The 22909-nt window shown below is 29.2% G+C and carries 24 protein-coding genes; 23 read left to right on the forward strand and 1 reads right to left on the reverse strand.

The genetic code is table 11. The annotated features are described in order from the left end of the window. Positions 1-13: 13 nt before the first annotated feature. From GIY83_RS23165 to GIY83_RS23175, 3 genes are read left to right on the forward strand one after another with little or no spacing between them, the layout of a single operon-like run. Positions 14-1279, forward strand: coding sequence for an ABC transporter ATP-binding protein (locus GIY83_RS23165; RefSeq protein WP_208683664.1), 1266 nt, complete (start codon positions 14-16; stop codon positions 1277-1279). Next, positions 1276-1998, forward strand: a complete 723-nt coding sequence (locus tag GIY83_RS23170) for a hypothetical protein (RefSeq protein ID WP_208683666.1) — start codon at positions 1276-1278, stop codon at positions 1996-1998. Before GIY83_RS23165 ends, GIY83_RS23170 begins: the two co-directional genes overlap by 4 nt. Positions 1999-2004: 6 nt before the next feature. Continuing rightward, positions 2005-2943 (forward strand): glycosyltransferase family 2 protein, encoded by a 939-nt coding sequence (locus tag GIY83_RS23175; protein WP_208683668.1) that lies wholly within the window; start codon positions 2005-2007, stop codon positions 2941-2943. Here GIY83_RS23175 and GIY83_RS23180 read toward each other — a convergent pair. Next, a complete protein-coding gene (locus GIY83_RS23180) occupies positions 2936-3895 on the reverse strand; it encodes a beta-1,6-N-acetylglucosaminyltransferase (RefSeq protein WP_208683670.1) in 960 nt (319 codons plus the stop codon). The two genes, GIY83_RS23175 and GIY83_RS23180, sit on opposite strands and share 8 nt — an antisense overlap. A gap of 169 nt (positions 3896-4064) precedes the next feature. Here GIY83_RS23180 and GIY83_RS23185 point away from each other — a divergent pair, with 169 nt between their 5' ends. The 20 genes from GIY83_RS23185 (at position 4065) to GIY83_RS23280 (ending at position 22907) form a co-directional block, all read left to right on the forward strand. Continuing rightward, positions 4065-5084 (forward strand): glycosyltransferase, encoded by a 1020-nt coding sequence (locus GIY83_RS23185; protein WP_208683672.1) that lies wholly within the window; start codon positions 4065-4067, stop codon positions 5082-5084. A gap of 67 nt (positions 5085-5151) precedes the next feature. Beyond that, a complete protein-coding gene (locus GIY83_RS25050) occupies positions 5152-5220 on the forward strand; it encodes a hypothetical protein (protein ID WP_229029335.1) in 69 nt (22 codons plus the stop codon). A 166-nt stretch (positions 5221-5386) separates the two neighbouring features. Next, positions 5387-6340 carry a glycosyltransferase family 2 protein gene (locus GIY83_RS23195; RefSeq protein ID WP_208683674.1) on the forward strand — a complete coding sequence of 318 codons (954 nt, stop codon included), beginning with the start codon at positions 5387-5389 and terminating at the stop codon, positions 6338-6340. Positions 6341-6509: 169 nt separating this feature from the next. Continuing rightward, positions 6510-6797: a hypothetical protein gene (locus tag GIY83_RS23200; RefSeq protein WP_208683676.1), complete on the forward strand. Its 288-nt coding sequence runs from the start codon at positions 6510-6512 to the stop codon at positions 6795-6797. Between the two features lie 27 nt (positions 6798-6824). Then, positions 6825-7169, forward strand: coding sequence for an FkbM family methyltransferase (locus GIY83_RS23205; protein ID WP_208683678.1), 345 nt, complete (start codon positions 6825-6827; stop codon positions 7167-7169). Continuing rightward, complete coding sequence (locus GIY83_RS23210) at positions 7153-8139, forward strand: glycosyltransferase family A protein (RefSeq protein ID WP_208683680.1); 987 nt, start codon at positions 7153-7155, stop codon at positions 8137-8139. The genes GIY83_RS23205 and GIY83_RS23210 overlap by 17 nt, the downstream gene beginning before the upstream one ends. Beyond that, positions 8139-9248: a non-hydrolyzing UDP-N-acetylglucosamine 2-epimerase gene (wecB, locus tag GIY83_RS23215; protein ID WP_208687246.1), complete on the forward strand. Its 1110-nt coding sequence runs from the start codon at positions 8139-8141 to the stop codon at positions 9246-9248. Before GIY83_RS23210 ends, wecB begins: the two co-directional genes overlap by 1 nt. Position 9249: 1 nt before the next feature. Beyond that, a complete protein-coding gene (locus tag GIY83_RS23220; protein WP_208683682.1) occupies positions 9250-10491 on the forward strand; it encodes a UDP-glycosyltransferase in 1242 nt (413 codons plus the stop codon). A gap of 108 nt (positions 10492-10599) precedes the next feature. Next, complete coding sequence (locus tag GIY83_RS23225) at positions 10600-11484, forward strand: glycosyltransferase family 2 protein (RefSeq protein ID WP_208683683.1); 885 nt, start codon at positions 10600-10602, stop codon at positions 11482-11484. Between the two features lies 1 nt (position 11485). Beyond that, positions 11486-12154: a cytidylyltransferase domain-containing protein gene (locus GIY83_RS23230; RefSeq protein WP_208683685.1), complete on the forward strand. Its 669-nt coding sequence runs from the start codon at positions 11486-11488 to the stop codon at positions 12152-12154. A gap of 15 nt (positions 12155-12169) precedes the next feature. Continuing rightward, positions 12170-13210 (forward strand): N-acetylneuraminate synthase, encoded by a 1041-nt coding sequence (gene neuB / locus GIY83_RS23235; RefSeq protein WP_208683687.1) that lies wholly within the window; start codon positions 12170-12172, stop codon positions 13208-13210. Between the two features lie 13 nt (positions 13211-13223). Further along, positions 13224-14009: a glycosyltransferase family 2 protein gene (locus GIY83_RS23240; protein WP_208683689.1), complete on the forward strand. Its 786-nt coding sequence runs from the start codon at positions 13224-13226 to the stop codon at positions 14007-14009. Positions 14010-14013: 4 nt separating this feature from the next. Next, a complete protein-coding gene (gene neuC / locus GIY83_RS23245; protein WP_208683691.1) occupies positions 14014-15138 on the forward strand; it encodes a UDP-N-acetylglucosamine 2-epimerase in 1125 nt (374 codons plus the stop codon). Further along, positions 15138-16040: an alpha-1,2-fucosyltransferase gene (locus GIY83_RS23250; protein WP_208683693.1), complete on the forward strand. Its 903-nt coding sequence runs from the start codon at positions 15138-15140 to the stop codon at positions 16038-16040. Before neuC ends, GIY83_RS23250 begins: the two co-directional genes overlap by 1 nt. Beyond that, on the forward strand, positions 16037-17428 hold the full coding sequence (locus tag GIY83_RS23255; protein ID WP_208683695.1) for a hypothetical protein: 1392 nt from the start codon (positions 16037-16039) through the stop codon (positions 17426-17428). Before GIY83_RS23250 ends, GIY83_RS23255 begins: the two co-directional genes overlap by 4 nt. Beyond that, complete coding sequence (locus tag GIY83_RS23260; RefSeq protein WP_229029162.1) at positions 17419-18504, forward strand: glycosyltransferase family 4 protein; 1086 nt, start codon at positions 17419-17421, stop codon at positions 18502-18504. The genes GIY83_RS23255 and GIY83_RS23260 overlap by 10 nt, the downstream gene beginning before the upstream one ends. Before the next feature lie 34 nt (positions 18505-18538). Beyond that, entirely contained in the window at positions 18539-19972 is a 1434-nt protein-coding gene (locus tag GIY83_RS23265; RefSeq protein ID WP_208683697.1) for an MBOAT family protein, read from the forward strand. Beyond that, positions 19972-20856, forward strand: coding sequence for a hypothetical protein (locus GIY83_RS23270; RefSeq protein WP_208683699.1), 885 nt, complete (start codon positions 19972-19974; stop codon positions 20854-20856). The genes GIY83_RS23265 and GIY83_RS23270 overlap by 1 nt, the downstream gene beginning before the upstream one ends. A 22-nt stretch (positions 20857-20878) precedes the next feature. Next, the gene (locus tag GIY83_RS23275) at positions 20879-21760 is read left to right on the forward strand and encodes a hypothetical protein (protein WP_208683701.1); all 882 of its coding nucleotides are present in this window, start codon (positions 20879-20881) and stop codon (positions 21758-21760) included. A 1-nt stretch (position 21761) separates the two neighbouring features. Then, the gene (locus tag GIY83_RS23280) at positions 21762-22907 is read left to right on the forward strand and encodes a glycosyltransferase family 4 protein (protein ID WP_208683702.1); all 1146 of its coding nucleotides are present in this window, start codon (positions 21762-21764) and stop codon (positions 22905-22907) included. Positions 22908-22909: the final 2 nt, after the last annotated feature.

The following is a 22909-nucleotide window of genomic DNA, read 5'->3' on the forward strand; positions in this document are numbered from 1 at the left end:
TTTAGATTTACACTTGAAAAAAGATATAATATTAAAAGCTGAAAATATTTCTAAACAATACCGTTTAGGACAAGTAGGTACAGGAACCTTAAGTCATGACATCAATCGTTGGTGGCATAAAATAAGAGGTAAAGAAAATCCGTATTTAAAAATCGGTGATACTAATGATCGTTCTACCAAAGGAACTTCTGATTATGTTTGGGCTTTACAAGACATTAATTTCGAAGTTGAAAGAGGAGAAGTCTTAGGTATTATTGGTAAAAATGGTGCAGGAAAATCAACACTTTTAAAAATACTTTCAAAAGTTACAGCTCCAACTACGGGAAGTATAAAGTTTCGCGGTCGTATTGCGTCACTGCTTGAAGTTGGTACAGGATTCAATGGTGAAATGACCGGAAGAGAAAATATTTTCTTAAACGGAGCAATTCTTGGAATGACCAAAAAAGAAATTTCTTTAAAGCTTGAAGAAATTATTGAGTTCTCAGGTTGCGAACGTTATATTGATACCCCAGTAAAAAGATACAGTTCTGGAATGACTGTTCGATTGGCTTTTGCTGTAGCAGCATTTTTAGAACCTGAAATACTCGTTATTGATGAGGTTTTAGCTGTTGGTGATGCTGAATTTCAGAAAAAAGCTATTGGGAAGATGCAGGATATTTCTCGTGAAGGCGGTAGGACTGTTTTATTTGTAAGTCATAATATGGCGGCAGTTCAGTCACTTTGTACAAAAGGAATTGTACTTCAGAACGGAAGAGTACAATTTGAAGGAAATACAGAAGAGGCGATACAGTTTTACTTAAAAGGAAGTGCTGAAGAGTTTGTTATTGCAGATATTGCTGATCGAAAAGGAACGGGAATAATGAAATTGCGTAATATATCAACCTTTGGTATTTCAAAAGGAATTATGCCACAAATAGGTAAGAAATTTGTAATGGAATTTGAATTTGATAATCCGCAAAATATAGATAGTGATCGAATAAAATTTGATTTTCGAATTGATGATTATGCGGGGCAAAGAATCGTTTGGTTGAGTACTACGGTTGTTAAACAAGGAACCAAAGGAAATGGGAAAATCATTCGATTTGAAATTGAGAAGTTAAATTTGAACAAAGGAACTTATTATGTAACGACACATTTAGTAGTAGATCAAGAATTGAGTGATTGGATACAGCATGTTTTTAGTTTTGATGTGACAGAAGGAGATTATTACGGAACAGGAAAGCAAGTTTCACCGATTCAGAGTAAGATATTAATGGACTATAATGTTGTATTTGTATGATAAAAAGGATCAAGGAAGTAATAAAAGAGAATAAGGAAAGGCAAAAGAAAATTATTGCGCAAAATGAAGAATTGTTATGGGCTAACGTTTTTCATGACAGCATAAGAGGTAAAAAAGCAATTGAAGATCTGCCATTGAATATTGGCCGTTGGGCAGGTAATTACTCTTTTTTTTATGTTTTAAATAGAATCTTGAATGATTATCAACCAAAGCGAATTCTTGAGTTTGGTTTAGGAGAATCTTCAAAATTCGTTTCTGTTTACTTAGATAATTATTTAATTAATTCCGAACATTTGATTATTGAGCAAGATGATAATTGGAGAATAACTTTTGAAAATAAATTTGTCTTATCGTTAAGATCATTGATTAAAGTATTGCCCTTAATTAAAAAGAAATATAAAGAATGCGATTTTAATGGATATGAAAATATTGAGAATACCATTACTTCAGCTTTTGATTTGTATCTTATTGATGGTCCATTTGGAAGCTCAAATTATTCTAGATTTGATATTTTTACACTGGTTCAAAAACTAAGTAATAAAGATGAATTTATCATTTTAATTGATGATTATGATAGACATGGAGAGAAGCAGACGGTGAATGAACTATTAAAAATGTTTAAAAACAAAGAAATGAATGTTTTTACAGCAACTTATACAGGAATGAAAGATGTTATTGTTATAGGAACTGAAAAGTATAAATATATAACAAGTTTATAATATCGTATGAATGAGCCACTTGTTTCAATAATAATTCCTACGTTCAATCGAGCGCATGTAATTACAGAAACACTCGATAGTGTATTGGCACAAACTTACCAAAATTGGGAGTGCATTATTGTTGACGATGCAAGTACTGATAACACAGATGATGTAGTAGCAGAATATGTAAAAAAGGATCAACGATTTAAATATTATCACCGACCGAAAGAACGATTAAAAGGCGGAAATGCTGCTAGAAATTATGGTTTTGAAGTTAGTAGAGGAGAATACATCCAATGGTTTGATAGTGATGATTTAATGCATCTTAATAAGATTGAAATTAAAATTGAAAAATTACTTTCCACAAATGTAGATTTTGTTATTTCAAAAACTCAAAATTTTGAGAAAAATGGATTTCAATCCCCCTATAAATATAGCATTGAAGAAAATGGTTTTAATTTATTTTTATTTTTAATCCGACACATTCATTGGTATACTTATGATTGTTTGCTTAAACGATCCTTAGCCTCCCAAACCAATTATTTTGAAAAAATGAAATCATGGCAAGATTATTATTATTTCGCTAAAATGCTTAGCTTTTCTACTAATGGTATATTTATAGATAAAGTTTTAACGTTTAGGCGTATCCACGAAAATTCGATCCAAGATAATTTGAATAAATCGAATATTGACTTTCATAAAAATTTATTATTTGCAAAGTTTCATACCTACAAAGATCTAAAGCATAACCTAGAGTTACATCAACAAAAAAAATATTTTAAAGGTTGCATTACGCATTCTTTCTATTTAATGAAATGGAAGTTTTTTTCAAATTTACTTCCACAAATTGTTAGAGAAACCTTTCTGTTGTACAAAACAAGAAGTGCAATATCACTAATTGTAGGATATCTCGCTGTTTATACTACGGGAAAAGGAGAAAAATTGGTAAATCAAATTAAATAAGTTTTTTGTCTATCCAGTCTAAGATTTTTTCATCAGTTTCAATATCAAATTTTCTAGCAAATAAGTTTGTCTTTGACTGCTCTTTTAATTCATTTTGATCTTTAGTAGTATTTGTGAATGTTAATGGAAGCGGAACGTTTTTTCTTGTCCAGTTTACATGAGTAATACTAGGGGTTACAATTATATTGTCTGTGTTTTCTTTTAGATTCATAATGATACTTTGAAAAAAAATTTCATCAGGTAAAAGTGTATCTTCATGGTACTTTAAATAATATGGGTTTTCATCAATAAAATTAATCATTAGTCTAACAGTTTCTATAGGTAAAGACCACCATTGGCTTCCTCCAAAAGGTTTAATTTTCGAAGGATGTTTTCTTCTATAAAATAACTTCTTCAAAAAAAGCGATTTATTCGATTTAATTATTTTCTTTATTTTTGTTATTGTTACTTTTTTGTAGAAGGATGAATCTAACAAAGATGGGATTTGAATAAAATCCATACGTTTGTTTGACATATTTATTTTATAGAGCTCTAATCTATCCATTCCGCGTTTTGGTCCCCAGCCCTGTACAGTTGGAATTTGAAAAGTAGATATAAAATTCAGACCATAGTTATTTTTAAAGAATTTATTTATTTCATCATTATTTTTCAAAGGATAGGTTTGTCCGCTTAATAAAACACAATATCCAAAATTACTTTTTTTAATTATAAGTCTTAATGCGTTTATGGTTGCTTTGACAATACCAATATCACCCCAAATACCAAATTCTCTATATTTATCGGGTAAGAAGTATACATTATTCATATATGAAAGAGATTGAATAAAAGGATCGATATCGGCACTTTTGTCAATATGGATATAAAAAAAACAGTTACTAGAAGATAGTTGGTTTATTAATCGTTTTACTTGTTGAGGATTTTTATGTGCAAGAATAATATAATTGATTTCCATTTTACTTTTTTTAATTGCAAACTTTGCAATAGGGGTATAATTGTATAGATTTGGCATTATTTTGCCAGATAGATTTTAAATCGAAAAGTAAATGTACAACAGTATTTTTAAATTACATTTTAGTACTAATGAAAAATTATTTCTTGAAAGAAGTTAAAAAAGAACCAAAATGAATGACTTAGATAGGGAATTGGTAAGCATTGTACTTCCTGTTTATAATGGTGAAAAATATATTTCGTTATCAATTGAGAGCTGTCTAAAGCAGACTCATAAAAATATTGAGTTGATAATTGTTAATGATTGTTCAACTGATGGTACATTATCTATTATAAATAAATATGCCCAAAGGGATGATAGGATTAAAATTATAAATAATGTTGAAAATAGGAAGTTACCAACTAGTTTAAATATTGGTCATAATGAGGCTACAGGAAAATTCATCACATGGACAAGCGATGATAATTTTTATGAACTTAATGCCGTTGAGAAACTTTTAAAAGCATTGGCAGAAAATAAAGCAGATATCGTGTACAGCGATATCTATTTAATAAATGAATTTGATGATAGAGTAAAAGAAGTTAGATTATTAGCATTTGAGAATATAGTTTTTGGGAATGTCATAGGATCCTGCTTTTTATATAAAAAAGAAGTTTTTGAGAAGAACAAAGGATATAATGAAGAGTTCTTTTTGATAGAAGATTATGATTTTTGGTTGCGTGCTGTTTTGCATAGTAAATATTTTAAACTAAACCAGTTTTTATATAATTATAGAATACATGAGGATAGTTTAACGAATCAGATTAGTACAGTTAGTGGCAAACAAATTCTTTGGCAGAAAAATATAAGAAAAATGTATCTTGAATTTTCAGAAATTTTTTTAGATGATAATTTCGAAGCATTTTCACAGTTGCAAATTAAAATATTAAGCTGCCAAAAATTGAAGTTTGATTGGATTATTCAAAATTATAGCACTATTAAAACATTTCAAAAAAACATCTCAAAGAATAAAAATTTCCCAAATAAAAAGACAACTGGAAAAGTTTTTTTGAATCAGATGATTTTGATAATGACAAGAAACTTTGATTCTAAAAAATGTTGGTTTTATTGTTTTTTTATTTTTAAAAGATATTTTTATTATTTAGATAAGAATAGTACAAAAACCTTAATTAAATATTCCTTTTTTAAATGAGAAAGAATGTTACATTAATTATGCAACTTACAACAGGAGTCGTTTTATTCTGGGAACTTTATCTTCAATTCGCAATCAAACTTATTCAGAATGGGAATGTTTAATTATTGATGATGGAGGGGAGAATAATGCTTAGAAATTATTGTGTCAATTTTTAATAACATAACTGACTCAGTTATAAAAAAAGATTTTAATAACATGTTTATAAAAGTTGTAAGCATGTTGGAATCTATGTTTAGATTTAGTAAAAGGAGAGAGTATTCCTTTCTAAATGATGAAACCATTTTAATTTTTTTTTGGTTATGAAAAACAGTCCAATTGTTACTATTTTATTAGCAACATTTAATAGAGCTCATTTAATTGAAGAAACGCTCCATTCAATTATTGATCAAACTTATGTTAATTGGGAGTGTATTATTATTGACGACCATTCCACTGACTCAACAAAAGAAGTTGTTAATGAATACGTAAAAAAGGATAATAGATTTAGTTATTATTTGAAAAGTGTTAATTATAAACAAGGGCTTTCTGGTTCAAGAAACTACAGTTTAGATATTGCAAAATCTCGGGGAGCCAAATTTATTCAATTCTTCGATGATGACGATATTATGCACCCAAAGAAATTAGAGTTACAAATAAAGCCTTTGATTAAGGATGAGTCATTGGCTTTTTCTATATGCAAATACAGACATTATTATGGAGATGAAGTACTTAAATTCGATTTGGTTGATGAAGCATGTAATATAGTTTCTGATAATCTATTTAAAGATTTTCTTTTAGGAAAAATGACAATTAATTCACTTGGACAAATATGGAGGGGTGACTTAATTTTAAAATATAGATTTGATGAAGATTTATTATATGCAGAGGAGAGGGATTTATATTTAAAAATATTTCTTTGTGAAAAACCAAAATATAAAAACATTGATTATGTATTATTTTATTATCGAAAACATTTGATTTCAAATACTAAAGAAAGATATGATTCAAAAATAATAAAAATGGCATTGTACAGGTTAGAATTAAACCTATTTGAATTTGTAGAAGTGAACTCATTATGGGATTTTTTTTTATTGAAGCAAATGTTGAAAAAACATGTGTTTTTTTGCTTTGATGCATCTATATATGATGAATTAAGGAAGGTAATTGATAAAAAAGAAATTAACTTAGGCTATAAAAAATATTTAATAAAAATGGTCTTATCTAGCTATATATTATTCAGAAAGAGTATGGTGAAATTTATTAATAAAGTATAGTTATATGTTGATGAATAAATTAGAAGGAGTTTTTGGATGAGAAGTTTAATTAAAAAATAATTAGGGACAAAAAAAACAAATTAAATATGAAGGATTTAATTTATTTGTAGGACTTCAATCTTTAAGAGAATTAAATATTTTATTTGACAAGTATAACGAAAAGAGTATTTTGAAAATAATCAATTATTTTGCAGTTAAAAATTATAATTTCATCGATATTGGAGCTAATATTGGTGTGCATAGTTTGACAGCAGCTCATACAAATTTAAATATAGAAATTTTTTCTTTTGAACCGGAACCAACTAATTTCATTAAAAACATTAGTTTTAATGATTCCTTAAACATAAGACCTTTTAAATTAGGGCTAGGTGAACATAAATATATTATTCCAATGAATATTAATGAGGGTTGGAACAAAGGTAAAAACTCGCTGAAAATTAGTTTTGGAACTGAATAAAAGAGAATTAATATTCCTGTATCACATTTGGATAATTTTAGAGAAAATATACCAACTGGTTTATTGATGATGAAAATTGATGTGGAAGGATTTGAAAAAGAAGTCATGAAAGGAGGGGAAAAGTTATTTAATGAAAGAGAAAATTCGATTTTAATAATTGAATTGTTAGTGGAAATTAATGGTAGAACGGTCTGCAAAGAGATAAAAGACATATTGACTAGATTTAATTTTAAGGAAGTTTATAAAATTAATTCTACAGGAGGATTTGAATTCGTTAACGATTGTCGGGCTCATGGAGATTATATTTTTTTGAAAGGAATTACAGCAACAAAAGATTTTAATCTATTAAAAAAGTATGCGCAAGGGAATTAATCCAGAGAAATTGAAAAAAGAAAAAAATGTGAAAAGAATTCATCGTGTGGTAGTTCTTTTTTTTGTCCCAAATGTTTCTGATGATTATTATAAGGAGAGTGTAAATGTTTTAAACGCTTGTTTAGAATCTATTGTAAATACAATAAATTTTGAAACAACTTGTATTACACTTATTAATAACAATTCTGTAGCAGATGTAAATTCTGTAATTGATAAATATATTGATAAAGGAAAGATTGACAAGTATGTGTGTTATTCTGAGAATAAAGGAAAAGTTTATGCAATAATGAATGAAATTAGAGGTATATACGAACCTTTTGTCACGATTTCGGATGCTGACGTTTTATTTATAAAAGGCTGGGAAAAGGCTGTTTTTAATATTTATAAAAATTTTGAAAAAGCAGGTGTTGTAGCTCCACTACCTAGTTCAAATTTAGCTTTCGATCATAATTGTACAGTTTTTTTTGATAAAATTTGGTCATTAAAAATAAAAAAGGATAAAATAGTTTCTGATAAAGATTGTGATATTTATCTAGAGGGATTAGGCAATGATTCGCTGTTAAATAGAAATAATAGAGATTTTAATTGGCGAACTCATCAATATTATATTAAAAAGAATAATGATGTGGCTGTTTTAGGATCAGGACATTTTGTAGCTACTTATAGGACTGCATTAATTAATGAAAATCATAATTTTCCTGTTTTTAAATTTTTTAATGGATATGAAGATGAATTTATTGACGATAAAGCTGATAGAAAAGGGTATTATAGATTGTCATTGAATAAAACGTTTGCTTATCATATTGGAAGTAGATTAGATAGCAATGTTGATACTTTAAAAAATGTTGAAGGTAAATATATAAATCCTGAAGATTTTGAAGGAATACAAGTAAATATAAAAAAAAGATATACGCCTTACTGGTTGAGATCTATCGTTTTTAGAATAATAAAAAAAACAGCAAAACTTTAATTTTGAAAATTCTACTTTGTTTTGGGACACGTCCTGAAGCCATAAAAATGGCAACACTTTACCACGAATTGCAACGCAGTAATATTGAAGTGAAAGTATGTGTTACAGCACAACACCGACAAATGTTAGATCAGGTTTTAGATTTCTTTGAAATAGTTCCGGATTATGATCTCGATATAATGCAGTCAAATCAAAGTTTGAATGGGTTAAGTGTCAAAATCCTTTCTGAAATAGATGAAGTATTAAAAGTAGAGAAGCCTGATTTAGTTTTAGTGCACGGAGATACTACTTCATCATCAATGGTAGCTTTGGCTGCATTTCATTTAGGGATAAAAGTAGGACATGTTGAAGCTGGATTGCGTACTTATAATAAAAAAGCACCTTTTCCTGAAGAGATTAACAGGCAATTAACGGCTAGGCTAGTAGATGTTCATTTTACACCAACAGCTGAGGCGACACAAAATTTATTGAGAGAAGGGATTCTTCAAAAAGATATAATAGAAACAGGTAATACTGTTATTGATACTTTATTGTGGACAATAGATAAAATATCGAAGGTAGATTATTATCATCTTGAAATAGAAAAATTGAAAAGGGAAATTCCGAGTGGAAAAAAAGTGATTTTGGTAACAGGGCATCGTAGAGAAAATTTTGAAGTGGGTCTGAAAAATCTTTGTGTGGCACTTTTGGATATTTCTAAGAGAGAAGATGTAATAATTGTTTATCCGTTTCATTTAAATCCAAATGTCAAAAAAACTGTTTATAATTTGTTGTCCAATAAGCAGAATATTCTCTTAATTCCGCCAGTTTCGTATCCTGTTTTTGTTTGGTTAATGCAACAATCTTTTTTGATTATGACAGATTCCGGTGGAATTCAGGAAGAGGCTCCGTCATTAGGCAAGCCTGTTTTGGTAACCAGAGATGTTTCTGAAAGGCCGGAAGGAGTTAAAGCAGGTTTTTGTACCTTGGTAGGCACGGATACAAATAAAATTATTGTCAAAATTGAAGATATTTTAAATAATTTTACCAGTTTTGAAAACACAATCAATCCATATGGAAATGGTGATGCATCAAAACTAATTGTGAAGTATTTATCAAAACAGTACTAAAATGAAAATACTAGTAGTAGTAGATTCTATCAACATAGAGGATAGTAGTGGTTCTAAAGCCAATGTCGCTTTAATTCATAATCTAGCCGAAGCTGGTTTTGAGGTGTTGGTGTATCATTATACCTTAAAAAAGATTTCATTAGTTGGAGTAACTTGTTTTGCAATTCCTGAAATAAAATACAGCCCATTCTATTTTTTAAGTCGAATGCAAAGGGTTTTTAGCAGAAGTTTTAAAGTTAATCTAGCACCATTTCTAGAGGAAATGTTTGGCTTTTCATTTACTTTTTTTAATGATACCAACAGTATCATCAAAGCATTAAAAAAAGTCAAATTTCAACCTGATTTAGTATTGACATTGAGTAAAGGAGGTAGTTTTAGACCTCATTATGCTGTTTTAAAATCCCCAGAATTATACAATAAGTGGATGGCGTATGTACACGATCCCTATCCGTTTCATTTTTATCCAAGACCTTATACTTGGGTAGAATCAAGCTACAAACAAAAAGAAAAATTCGTTAGGAAAGTCTCTGAAAAAGCAAGGTATAGTGCTTTTCCAAGTCAACTGTTGTTGGAATGGATGGGAAGTTATTTTCCTGATTTTATAAAAACAGGAATTGTAATACCACATCAAAATGCAACATATAATTTAGAGAATAGTAATTTTCCAGATTATTTTGATGTTGCAAAATTCAATTTATTGCACGCGGGAAATCTAATGAAACAACGTTCTCCCGAAAGTTTGATTGAAGGTTATAAACTCTTTCTGACTCGAAATATCGAAGCTCAAAAACATTCAAAACTAATTTTATTAGGGAATGCTTCCTATCATTTCAGGATGCTTGAAGCATATCAAAAAGATCATAATCCAGGGATTTATATCTATAATGGAAATGTAGCTTTTGATATTGTTTATCATTTACAGAAAAATGTTTCAGTAAATATTATTTTGGAAGCAAAATGTGAAATTAGTCCTTTTCTTCCAGCCAAGTTCCCGCATTGCATAGAGGCTAATAAAGCGATTCTTTCTCTAGCACCTTATTACAGTGAAACTAGGAGATTATTAGGTAATGATTATCGATATTGGGCAGAAGCGGATGATGTTGAAGGAATAGCTTCCCTCATAGAAGAGATGTACCAATTATGGAAAATAAATCCGGAGAATTTACTTTTAAATAGAAGGGATTTAGAGCATTATTTGTCAGTTGATTATTTAAGAGGATTAATTACTGACTTAGAAAAATAATTGATTGAGTAGAGTTTAAGCCTAATTTGTTAATTGACATTCTTACCAAAAATTGTAAAAGTTTTTATACTATTAAAATCAAAACCATTTAGATAATTTATTTATTATATGCAAGCCTCTATTTTAATTGTTACTAAAAACAGAAAAGAAGAACTAGAAATTACATTAAAGGCCTTGGCTAAACAGATAGATTTGTCCGTTCATGAGGTTTTAGTTTTTTTAGATGGCTGCACCGATGATACGATTAGTTTAAAAAGCACTATACCTTGGGTCAAGTGGTTTTCTTCTGAGAAAAGCATTGGAGCATCGGCAGCGCGAAATAGTCTTTACTTAAACGCTGAAGGAGTATTTTTTATTGGTTTAGATGATGATGCACATCCATTAAATGAGGATTTTGTATTTAAAATTGAAAGTTTGTTTAGTAAATATCCAAGTGTTGGAATTTTGGCGTTTGAGGAAATAAAAGGAATTTATCTGTCGGATCTTCATGCATTAAAGCAAACTGAAACTAAAAAAAAAGAATATCTTTCTTCTGAATTTATTGGTTGTGGTTTTGCTATTCGAAAGTCAGTTTACAATGAAACAAATGGATTCCCAGTCTGGGTTGATATTTATGGAGAAGAATCTTGTCTTTCTATTGAAGTTTTATCAAGGGGATATGATATTTTATATTCGAATGAAATTAAAGTTAATCATAGAGTCGATCGAGAACAAAGAAAAGCCAATAAACAGAATTACTTTAGGTTTGGAAAACAATTAAAAAATTCAACCTATTATTTTTTGGTGTATTATCCATATCCTTTGATAAGTATTTTAAAATTATATTGGCATAATTTTAAAAAGTATGCTTTAAGTGATTTTGAATATTTTAAAATATATTTTAAAACTATTTTTATCGTATTAATTCATATTCCTAAAATTTTGAAATACCGAAATCCTGTTGATGAAAATGTCATTGCGAAAATAAAAAAAACATCAATTTTAAAGTATTAAAATGAAAAACATCGCTATTATTCCTGCTCGGGGAGGGTCGAAAAGATTGCCTCAAAAAAACATAAAATTACTTGATGGAATTCCGTTGCTTTCATTTAGTATATTGTTTGCGAAGGCAAATAGTAATATTATTGATGAGATATATGTTTCGACAGATGATGAAGATATTAAAAAAGTGGCTTTACAATATGGTGCAAAAGTTATCGATAGACCTAAGAATATTTCCGGTGATCTCGAACCCACAGTTTCTGCATTAAAACATGTTTTGCAGAATATAGATTCAGAGGTTGAAAATGTTATTTTACTTCAGGCGACCAATCCTATTCGTCCGCAAAATTTATTGAAAGAAACTTTTGAGTTGTATCAAAAAGAAAATTGCAATAGTTTGTTTACAGTTTCGAGAAATCATAAAAAATTTGGAAAAATAATAGAGCAAAAATTTATTCCTGATAATTATAAAATTGGTCAAAGAAGCCAAGATATAGAACCTCTTTATTTTGAAAACGGATTGCTTTATATTACAAAGGCCTCACTAATTTTAGAGAATATAATTATTTCTGAAGATGCATTTCCTTTCGAAATAGATCATATTTTTGCCAACGTTGATATCGATACACAAGAAGATTTTGATTACGCTAAATATTTATATCATAAACATATTAAATCTTAATTAAGAACCTACTTTATGAACCCATATATAGAAATAGCCGGAAGAAAAATAGGCCAGGATTTTCCTCCTTTAGTCATTGCCGAAATTGGAATTAATCACGAAGGTTCCTTGCAAGTTGCAAAACAAATGGTGGATGCTGCACACAGAGCAGGAGCTGAGGTGATAAAACATCAAACACATATTGTTGAGGATGAAATGAGTGGTGCTGCTAAAAAAGTGATTCCAGGCAATGCTGATGTTTCTATTTACGAAATCATGGAGCGATGCTCGCTGAATGAAGCTGACGAACTTGAACTTAAAAATTATGTAGAAAGTAAAGGAATGATTTTTATATCGACACCATTTTCTCGTGCCGCAGCTAATAGGTTGAAGAAATTTGATATTCCAGCTTATAAAATTGGTTCTGGAGAATGTAATAATTATCCATTATTAGAACATATTGCCTCTTTCGGTAAACCTGTAATTTTAAGTACAGGAATGAATACTATACAAAGTGTTCAAAAAGCAGTTGCTATTTTCGATAAAAACAATATTCCTATAGCACTTTTGCATACCACAAATTTGTATCCCACCCCAATTCATTTGGTGCGTTTTGGCGCAATGATCGAATTGCACAAAGCTTTTCCGGAAAAAGTTATCGGTTTAAGCGATCACACTCTTAACAATAATGCTTGTTTAGGCGCTGTTGCTCTTGGTGCAAGTATTCTTGAAAGACATTTTACAGATCACATGCAGCGCACAGGTCCGGATATTGTTTGCAGTATGGATGAAAAAGCCTGCACAGAATTAATTGTTTCAAGCGCAGAAATGGCTTTAATGCGCGGCGGAACCAAAAAACCCGCATTAGAAGAACAAGTAACAATAGATTTTGCATTTGCCACAGTTTGTACAATAGCCTCAATTAAAAAAGGAGAAAAATTAACAAAGCAAAACATTTGGGTAAAACGTCCCGGAACAGGAAAAATATTAGCAGAACATTTCAATGATTTAATGGGAAAAACGGCTTCAAGAGATATTGAAAACGACGAACAATTGGATTTTACTGATTTTCAATAATTATAATTAGCAAATGATTTCAATTGTAATTAGAAATAAAAATGAAGCTAAGGCACTAGAAAACATCTTATCAATCATTACAAAAGTATATTCAAATGATTATGCTGAAATAATAGTAGTTGATAATTTTTCGTCAGATAACAGTGTTCAAATAGCGGAAAAGTATAATTGTAAAGTAACATACATAAAAGATTTTAGTTATGGTAAAGCAACAAATCTAGGTATTGAAACGGCAAAGTCTAATTATGTTTTACTACTTAGTTCTCATGCAATTCCAATAGGTAAAAGTTTTTTTAAGAATACGGTTCAGGCCTTGGATAGTAATGATAAAATAGCTGGAATCAGGTATATAAATACTATTGAAAATTACAACAGAGCTCTAAAAAATAATTTTATAGTTAATGAGCCTATAAAAAACGGATTAATGACAGCTTGTGCACTTGTAAATAAAAAAGTATGGAAGCAATTCAAATTTGATGAAAAATTAATTGCTAATGAAGATAAAGAATGGTCTCAAAGAGTATTTGATAATGGGTTTCAAATTTTAGATTTAAATGAAACTTTCTTCTATTTCATAAAGAGAAGTACAGAAGCAAATAATAAAAGATATAAGATTGAAACCGTTTCAGAATATATATTACAAAAAAAAACATTTCCAGGTTTAATTACAATTTTAGCTTCATTTTTAAAAAAAATAATCTACACCAACACAAAAGAGTATTTTAAATTATTAATACATGATGTCATATTTCTGAAAACAAAAATTCAAATCTTTAAAGAGCTAAACAAAAGGCACTAGACCGATGAAAAAAATTCTCTTTCTCACAGGCACTCGTGCCGACTTTAGTAAGATAAAATCACTAATTCAGGCTCTTGAAAAACAACAGGATTTTCAAGTTTATGTTTTTGTTACCGGAATGCATTTGCAAGAGGTATATGGTTATACATTAATTGAAATTGAAAGATGTAATTTTAAAAACATCCATACTTTCGCAAATCATACTCACGAAACCACAATGGATTTGACTCTAGCTAAAACCATTGAGGGATTATCTGCCTATTGTAAAGATGTAAATCCTGATATGATTGTTGTTCATGGTGATAGGGTCGAAACGTTGGCAGGTGCTATTGTAGGATCTCTCAATAATATCCTAGTTGCACATATAGAAGGTGGGGAAGTTTCAGGCACAGTTGATGAATTAATTCGTCATAGTGTGAGCAAATTAAGTCATATTCATTTTGTGTCAAACAAACAAGCTCAAAAAAGATTGATACAAATGGGAGAAATAAAAGAATCAATTTTTACAATTGGTTCGCCAGATGTTGATATTATGTTTTCAAATCAATTACCAGATTTGAAAATTGCAAAAGAATATTATAAAATTAATTTTGAAAATTATGCAATAGTGATGTTTCATCCTGTAACGACTGAAATTAAAGAGATGCAGCAATATGTAAAAAACTTTGTGACTTCATTACTGCAAGACAATCATAATTACATCGTTATTTTTCCAAACAATGATTTAGGAAGCCAATTTATTCTTGATGCGTACGAAAAGTTAAAAGGAAACGAAAGATTCAGAGTCTTTCCATCACTTCGATTTGAATATTTTTTAACATTATTAAAAAATAGTCAATTTATTATTGGCAATAGCAGTGCAGGAATTAGAGAAGCTCCGTACTACGGAATTCCTATTATTAATATCGGAACTCGTCAGCAAAATAGAGCCGTTCATGCGGATATTATTAATACAGATTATTCTGAAAGTGGTATAACAAATGCACTTTCGATTATTAACTCACATCAGGTGAAAAGTGTCGATAATGATTTTGGCAAGGGTAATAGTAATGAATTATTTCTTCAATGTCTTCAAAAAGCAGATATTTGGCAACTCAATCATCAAAAACAATTTAGAGACTCAAATTAATGATTACATTTTTAAATCTTGGTAAAAAAGGAAATTTAGGAAATCAATTGTTTCAAATTGCATCTACCATCGGTATTGCTAAAAGAAATAATCAGGACTTTAGTTTTCCAACTTGGCAATTTTCGGACTATTTTGATTTTACTTTTAAAACTTGTGACAATTTGAATTTTAAGAGGTTAGAAGAAAAAAAGTATAGATATCATACAGTCGAGGCCTTAAATGGAGATTTTAATTTAAATGGTTGGTTTCAAACAGAGCAATATTTTGAAAATTCAAATATAAAATCCGTTTTTAAATTTAAACAAGATTTCGAGGAAAGCTTGTTAGAAAAATATAGTTATTTATTCTCAAAGAAAAATATTCTTATAACTATTAGAAGAGGCGATTTTGTGAATAATCCAATTTTTTTTCAGCTTAATTATAAATATTATCTGACAGCGCTTTTAGTACATTTTGAAAAATTAGAAGAATATAATTTGATTTTTGCCAGTGATAATATTTCTTATTGTAAAAGTCACTTTTCTTTTCTGGATAATGCTTTTTTTTTAGAAAATTTGTCACCAATTGAACAACTTTGTTTAGGTTCTAAATTTGATAATTATATAATAAGTAACTCTACTTTTTCATGGTGGATGGCATGGCTTGGAGAAAATAAAAACACTAAAATTATTAGACCAATACATGCTTTCGATGGAGAATATCTGAAAAAAAATGATGATTGTGACTATTTTCCAAAAAGATGGATAATTCATGATTATGGAAAACTCAAATTATCTAACACTTATTTCCGATTAAAAATATATGCATATTTCTATAGTTCGATTGAAAGGGGAAAGTATGTGTATAAAGTCAATAAAAAGCATTTAAAAAATAGAGTTAAGAAGATTATAAATTATAAATGAAAAAACTTGGAATAGTAATTACAGATGGTGTTGGGTTCAGGAATTTTATTTTAAGTGATTTTTTGGCTGAAGCTGAAAATACATTTGATGAGGTAGTAGTTTTATCCTGTTTGCCGGCTAAGATATATTCAGGACTTGTATTAAAGTCAAAAATCATTGAATTAGATGTTTTTGAAGAAAGTTTTAAAACTTGGTTTTTTAGGAAAGCTAAAGAAATCGCTCATCTTAAATTACACATAAAAGACAACTTCGGTATTCAGGATAACTTAAAGACGAATATATCTTCTTCAAAAAGCAATAGAGGCTATGCAACGCGTTTTGTTTTTAGATTAACTTCTGTTTTACATTCCGAAAAGTGGATTCAAAGATTTAATTTATGGCAACAATTTTCTTTTAAAAATGATCCAAAAACAATTGGTTATAGAGCAATTCTTGAAAAGGAAAATTTTGACATATTATTTTTTACACATCAACGCCCTCCATTTATAGCGCCATTGGTTTATCAGGCAGAAAAACTGAAAATTAAGACAGCATCTTTTATTTTTAGTTGGGATAATCTGGCTTCAAAAGGTAGAATGGCCGCTAATTTCGATTTCTATTTAGTTTGGAGTGATTTAATGAAAGCGGAATTGCAACATTTTTATTCATCAGTTAAAGACGAAAATGTTGAAGTTGTGGGAACTCCTCAGTTTGAACCCTATGTTTTAGATAGATATAAAGTATCTAAGGAAGAATTTGTTGTAAAGTTTGGATTAAACCCTAATTTTAAAACCATTTGTTTTAGTTGTGGAGATATCTCAACAAGTAAAAATGATGAATTATACATAGAAGCTATTGCAAATGCTATAAGAGAAAGGAAAATAAAGGAGGTGAATTTTATTATTAGGACCTCACCGGCAGAAGATCCCATTCGTTTTTCAAAATATGTAAAAAGTTTTTCTTTTGTAAAATGGAATTACCCCAGATGGAATCTGTCAAGAGAGAACCATCAAGAGTCATGGTCACAACGAATTCCTTCAATTGAAGATATTAAAGATTTAAGAAGTTTATTAGAGTACTCAGATCTTAATATTAATATGCTATCTACCATGAGTTTAGATTTTATTCAGTTTGATAAACCTGTAATAAATACAGTCTTTGGGAATTCGCAAAATGGTTTATATAATGATCAGCGTTTTTTAAAATATGCTCATATAGTGAATGTTATAAATAGTGAGGCAACTAAAATTGTTAAAAATCAAGATGAATTGATCAATGGAATAAATTTATATTTAAAAGATCCAAAATTAGATTCAGAACATAGAAAGCAATTGTTGCAGTTACAAGTTAGTAAGCCATTAGAAAACACAGGCAAAAGAATAGCAGAAACTCTTTTAAAATGGACATAAAGTTGCAAAAAATAGCCATTCTTTGTAATTACGAGTTGCTTCCTGAAAGAGTAGGAGGCATGGATTATTTTTTCTGGGAATTTGATAAAAAGTGTAAAGACAATAATATTGAAATAGATTGGTTTTTTCCAAATAAATCAAATCATGGAAATTACTTAAATCTGAGTATTCATAGTAATGAAGAATTGAATGTAGAAAATAATTTCCTTACTTTTTATAAGAAAAACAAACCTGAATATACACACGTCATTACCCATTTTGTAGAATTATGTACCCATGTATTTTATAAAATAAAGAAAATTTCAAGCGTTAAAATAATTGCTATAGATCATAATCCACGGCCTTTGAATGGATATCCGTTAAAAAAGAAAATTAATAAAAGGCTTAAAGGAATTTTGTATTCAAGATACATTGATGTCTTTGTTGGAGTTTCAAATTATACAGTGAATGAAATTCTAAAGGATTTTGGGTCTCATTTAAAATCTAAAACTATAACTATTTACAATGGCGTAATTATAGCTTCGATTTTAGCGAGGGATAAAAGAGCAATTGTTAAGCCTAGATTTTTAGTGGCTTCGCACCTCAGAGAATCAAAAGGAATTCAGGACTTAATCGAGGCAGTAAATCTTCTTCCTATTGCAAGTAAGAACCAAATTCAATTAGTAATATATGGAGAAGGGCCATATAAGCAACAATTGTTAGATAAAATTCAAAAATATAGTTTGCAGGACTGTTTCAGTTTTATGGGAAGTAAGGCTAATTTAAATGAAGTTTTTTCAGAATACGATTATATGCTTCAGCCCACACATATGGAATGTTTTAGTTTGTCAATCTTAGAAAGTCTTGCCGCAAATGTCCCCGTAATTACAACAAATGTTGGGGGCAATACAGAGGTAATCACTTCGGGTGAAAATGGATATATTTTTGAAGCAAGAGATACAAAAGCTTTAGCATCATTGCTCGAAAATATTTATTTGGGCAATAAAAAGATATCGGGTAATACGAGAGAATTAGTAGCTAATTGCTTTTCTTTGCTGAAAATGGTAGAAAATCATTTTGAACTGCTCAAAAAATAATTTTATTAAAATTTAATACCACAGTAAATAAAATATGTTTTTTAATTCCCTAGCATTTGCTATTTTTTTACCAATCGTTTTCTTCTTGTATTGGTTTGTATTCAATAAAACGAAAAGCACACAAAATGCTTTGTTAATTGTAGCCAGCTATTATTTTTATTCTTGCTGGGATTGGAGATTTTTGTTTTTATTGGTATTCTCAACTTTTTTGGATTATTATACCGGAATTCAAATTGAAAAAGGAAAATCAGAACGAAATAGAAAATTTTGGTTCTGGCTTAGTATTTTAGTTAATTTAGGTTTTTTGGGTGTCTTTAAATATTACAACTTTTTCGCCTCATCATTTTCAGAATTATTAAATTCAGTTGGAGTAAAAGCAAGTCCAGTTTTGCTTAATGTAATTCTTCCGGTCGGAATCTCTTTTTATACTTTTCACGGTTTATCGTATGTTATCGATATTTATTACAAACGTATTAAAGCTGAATATAACTTTGTAGATTATTCACTTTTTGTTAGTTACTTTCCGCTTTTGGTTGCGGGTCCTATAGAAAGAGCTACACATTTATTGCCTCAGGTAAAAGTAAAAAGGGAGTTTGATTTTGAAAAAGCCAAAGAAGGCGTTTGTCAAATTATTTGGGGTTTAGTCAAAAAAGTAGTCATCGCAGATACTTGTGCAACGTATGCGAATGCAATTTTTGACAACTATACTTCTATGAATTCCTTCTCGCTTATTTTAGGCGCAATATATTTTGCGTTTCAGATTTACGGAGATTTTTCAGGATATTCAGATATCGCATTAGGAGTTTCAAAACTGTTCGGATTAGATTTACTTAGAAATTTCAATTATCCTTATTTTTCAAGAGATATTGCTGAGTTTTGGCGACGTTGGCATATTTCACTTTCGTCATGGTTTCGAGATTATTTGTATATTCCGTTAGGAGGAAGTAAGGGAGGACTTTGGATGAAAATTAGAAATACCTTTATCATTTTTATAGTAAGCGGATTTTGGCATGGAGCAAATTGGACATATCTGGCTTGGGGATTCCTAAATGCTTTATACTTTTTACCATTACTTTTATCCAACAGTAACCGAAACAATATTGACGAAATTCAAATCAAATTTAATTTTGATTCTGTAAAAGTACTAATTGGTATTTTTTCAACTTTTTTTATTACCTGTGTGGCATGGGTGTTTTTTAGAGCCAAAACAATTGCAGATGCCATTTTATACTTAAAACGCATAGTTACGAATAGGAATTTTGGTTTTCAATTTCTGGAAAATGAACGCTACAATTATGAGTTACTGCTTCTTATTGGAATATTTATTTTGGTAGAATGGAATAATCGTACCAAAGTAGAACCTCTTTCAGGAAAAAGAACTATGCTTAAAGTAACTTTGGCTGTAGCGGCTATTTTAGCATTTGGGACTTATTCAGATTATAAAGAATTTATATATTTTCAATTTTAATGAAGCATTTTTTAATTTATATAACTAAAATTATCCTGGTATTCATTTTGATTGCTGTTGCGCTTGATGGTGTTTACACAGCCATTTTTATGCAATCTAAAAATAGAGGAAAAATAGAAACTGTATTTAACTCAAAAGCCCAAAAATATGATGTTATAGTTTTAGGCTCATCAAGAGCTAATAATCATTTTGTATCTCAGATGTTTGAAAATATTGGCTTAAAAACCTTTAATTACGGTATGAGTGGAGGCCATTTGTTTGAATCTTCATTACTTTTAAAATTAATGATCGAAAGAAAATATAAAATAAAAAATGTAATTCTTGAGGCTGATTTAAATCTTTGTAATGATCAGGAATCTGATGGAGTTTCTGCCAAATTCCTGCCTTATATTCATAATTCAAATGTTATTAAAGAACATTTTTCGGGTCAAAAAAATTTCAATGAACTATATTATATTCCTTTTTACAGATATATAAAGTACGATTCGAAAATTGGTTTTAGAGAAATTTTTAAAATTGAAAGTAAGGAAACAACAAATGCTTTAGATAACTTAGGATTTTATCCATTAAAAAAGCATAAAAATGGCAATATGAAAAATAATATTGTCAATTTAAATCCTTTGCCTAATAACAAATATTATGAAGAAATTAAAAAGATTTGTAAAGCTAATAATATCAATTTAATAACTCTAATGACTCCAATGTGTGAAAATGTTGTAGGGATGAATTATTTTGATAAAGTAAAAAAAGTATATCCGGAAATTCACAATTACGAGAATGTTGTGGTAGAGAATAAATATTTTTCGTCTTGTGGGCATATGACTGATACCGGAGCTCGACTTTTTACTGCGCGAATAATAAAAGATTTCTTTATTAAACATTAATTAGGTTTTATTAGAATAGATAATGAAAAAATTTATATTTTTTTTAGTTAATATAGCAACTATAACTATTCTGCTTGCGGTTACTTTAGACTTTCTTTACACAAGCATATATCTGCAATCTAATAACAGAAGAAAAATTGGCTATATATATAATTCAAATCCTAAAACTATTGATGTTATCATATTAGGTTCATCTAGAGCAAATAACCACTTTGTAACACCATTATTCGCAGAGAAAGGTTTGACAGCATTTAATTTTGGGATGCAAGGGGCTAGATTATTTGAATCAGATTTGGTGTTAAAAATATTGCTGGAAAAAAAATACATAATTAAAAATGTTATTATCGAAGTAGATTTAAATTTAAGGTCAGATTTTAATAGCTATTCAGAATCAAATGTTTTGAAATTCATGCCTTACCTCTATAGCTCAGAAAATATAAGAAATCAGTTTAAAAATTTATCAGATTATAATTTTGAATATTACATTCCTTTTTATAGATACATGAAATATGATACAAGCTTAGGTTTTAGGGAAGTTTTCTTTTCTGCGATCAATAAAAAAAGCAAAGAACTTGATAATGGAGGGTATAATGCTTTGTATAACTCTGATGAAAAAAGACCATTAGATCTTTCTGTCTTTTCTCCTGCTAAAAATAAATATTACGAAGAAATTAGACATCTATGCAAACAAAACAATATAAATCTTATTGCAATAATGACGCCTGTATGTAAAAATACAAAAGGAATGAACTATTTTGTAAAAGTAAATAAGGTATATCCTGAAATTAATAATTATGCAAATGTTATCCAAGATGATAAATGTTTTTATTCTTGTGGACATATGAATGATATAGGAGCAAGAATATTTACAACTCGAGTCTTAAAAGATTTTTTTAATAAATAATATGAAGATAGCTTTTTTGACACCAGAGTATCCACATTCTGCTACAGGTAATTCTGGAGGAATAGGAACAAGTATTAAAAATCTGGCAATGGGATTGTTAGAGCAAGGATCAGTGGTCAGAGTTCTTGTATACGGGCAAAAAGAAGATGGTATTTTTGATGATGATGGTTTCATTATTCAACAAATAAAAAATGTAAAAATTAAAGGGTTATCCTGGTTTTTGACTAGAAAAAAAATAGAACGAATCATCAATGATCTTTATAAAAGACAAGAAATTGATTTAGTAGAGGCGCCGGATTGGACAGGTATTACATCTTTTATTCAACCAAAATCCTGTCCGATAATTATAAGATTGCATGGATCAGATACTTATTTCTGTCATTTAGATAATCGCCCTGTAAAATGGATTAATAGGTTTCATGAAAAAAGAGCATTGCAAAAAGCTGATGGATTTTTGTCTGTGAGTAAATATACAGCAGATACAACAAATAGTATTTTTGACCTTAATAAAAAATTTGTAATTATTGCAAATCCTATCGATACCAAATTGTTTCAGACAAATAATGACGTACTCCATAACGAGAAAACGATATTATATTTCGGAAGTTTAATTCGTAAAAAGGGACTTTTGGAATTACCTTTTATTTTTAATAAAGTCATTGAGGATAATCCTGCTGCTAAATTAATTTTAGTTGGTAAAGACGTTCGGGATATTGTTTCGGGGAGTCTTTCAACCTGGAAAATGATGCAGGAATTGTTTTCTAAGAAAGCTATTCAAAATGTACAATATATGGGAAGTGTTCCTTATGATGCAATTAAAGAAAAAATACAGCAGGCAACAGTTTGTGTATTTCCTTCGTTTGCAGAAGCTTTTCCGGTTTCCTGGTTGGAAGCGATGGCTATGGAAAAAGCAATAGTAGCATCAGATATTGGATGGGCGAATGAAATGATTGATGATGGGGAAAATGGTTTTTTAGTAAATCCTAAAAATCATGTTCTTTTTGCAAAAAGGATAAATGATTTTTTAGAAGATGAAACTTTACGATTAAAAACCGAAATTTTAGCAAGAAAAAAAGTAGAAGAGTTTTTTGATATACAAGTCTTGGCAAAACAAAATATGGAGTTTTATAAATCATTTAATAGTTAAAT

Source organism: Flavobacterium sp. SLB02 (genome assembly GCF_009664855.1).
In the GTDB taxonomy this organism is placed as follows: domain Bacteria; phylum Bacteroidota; class Bacteroidia; order Flavobacteriales; family Flavobacteriaceae; genus Flavobacterium.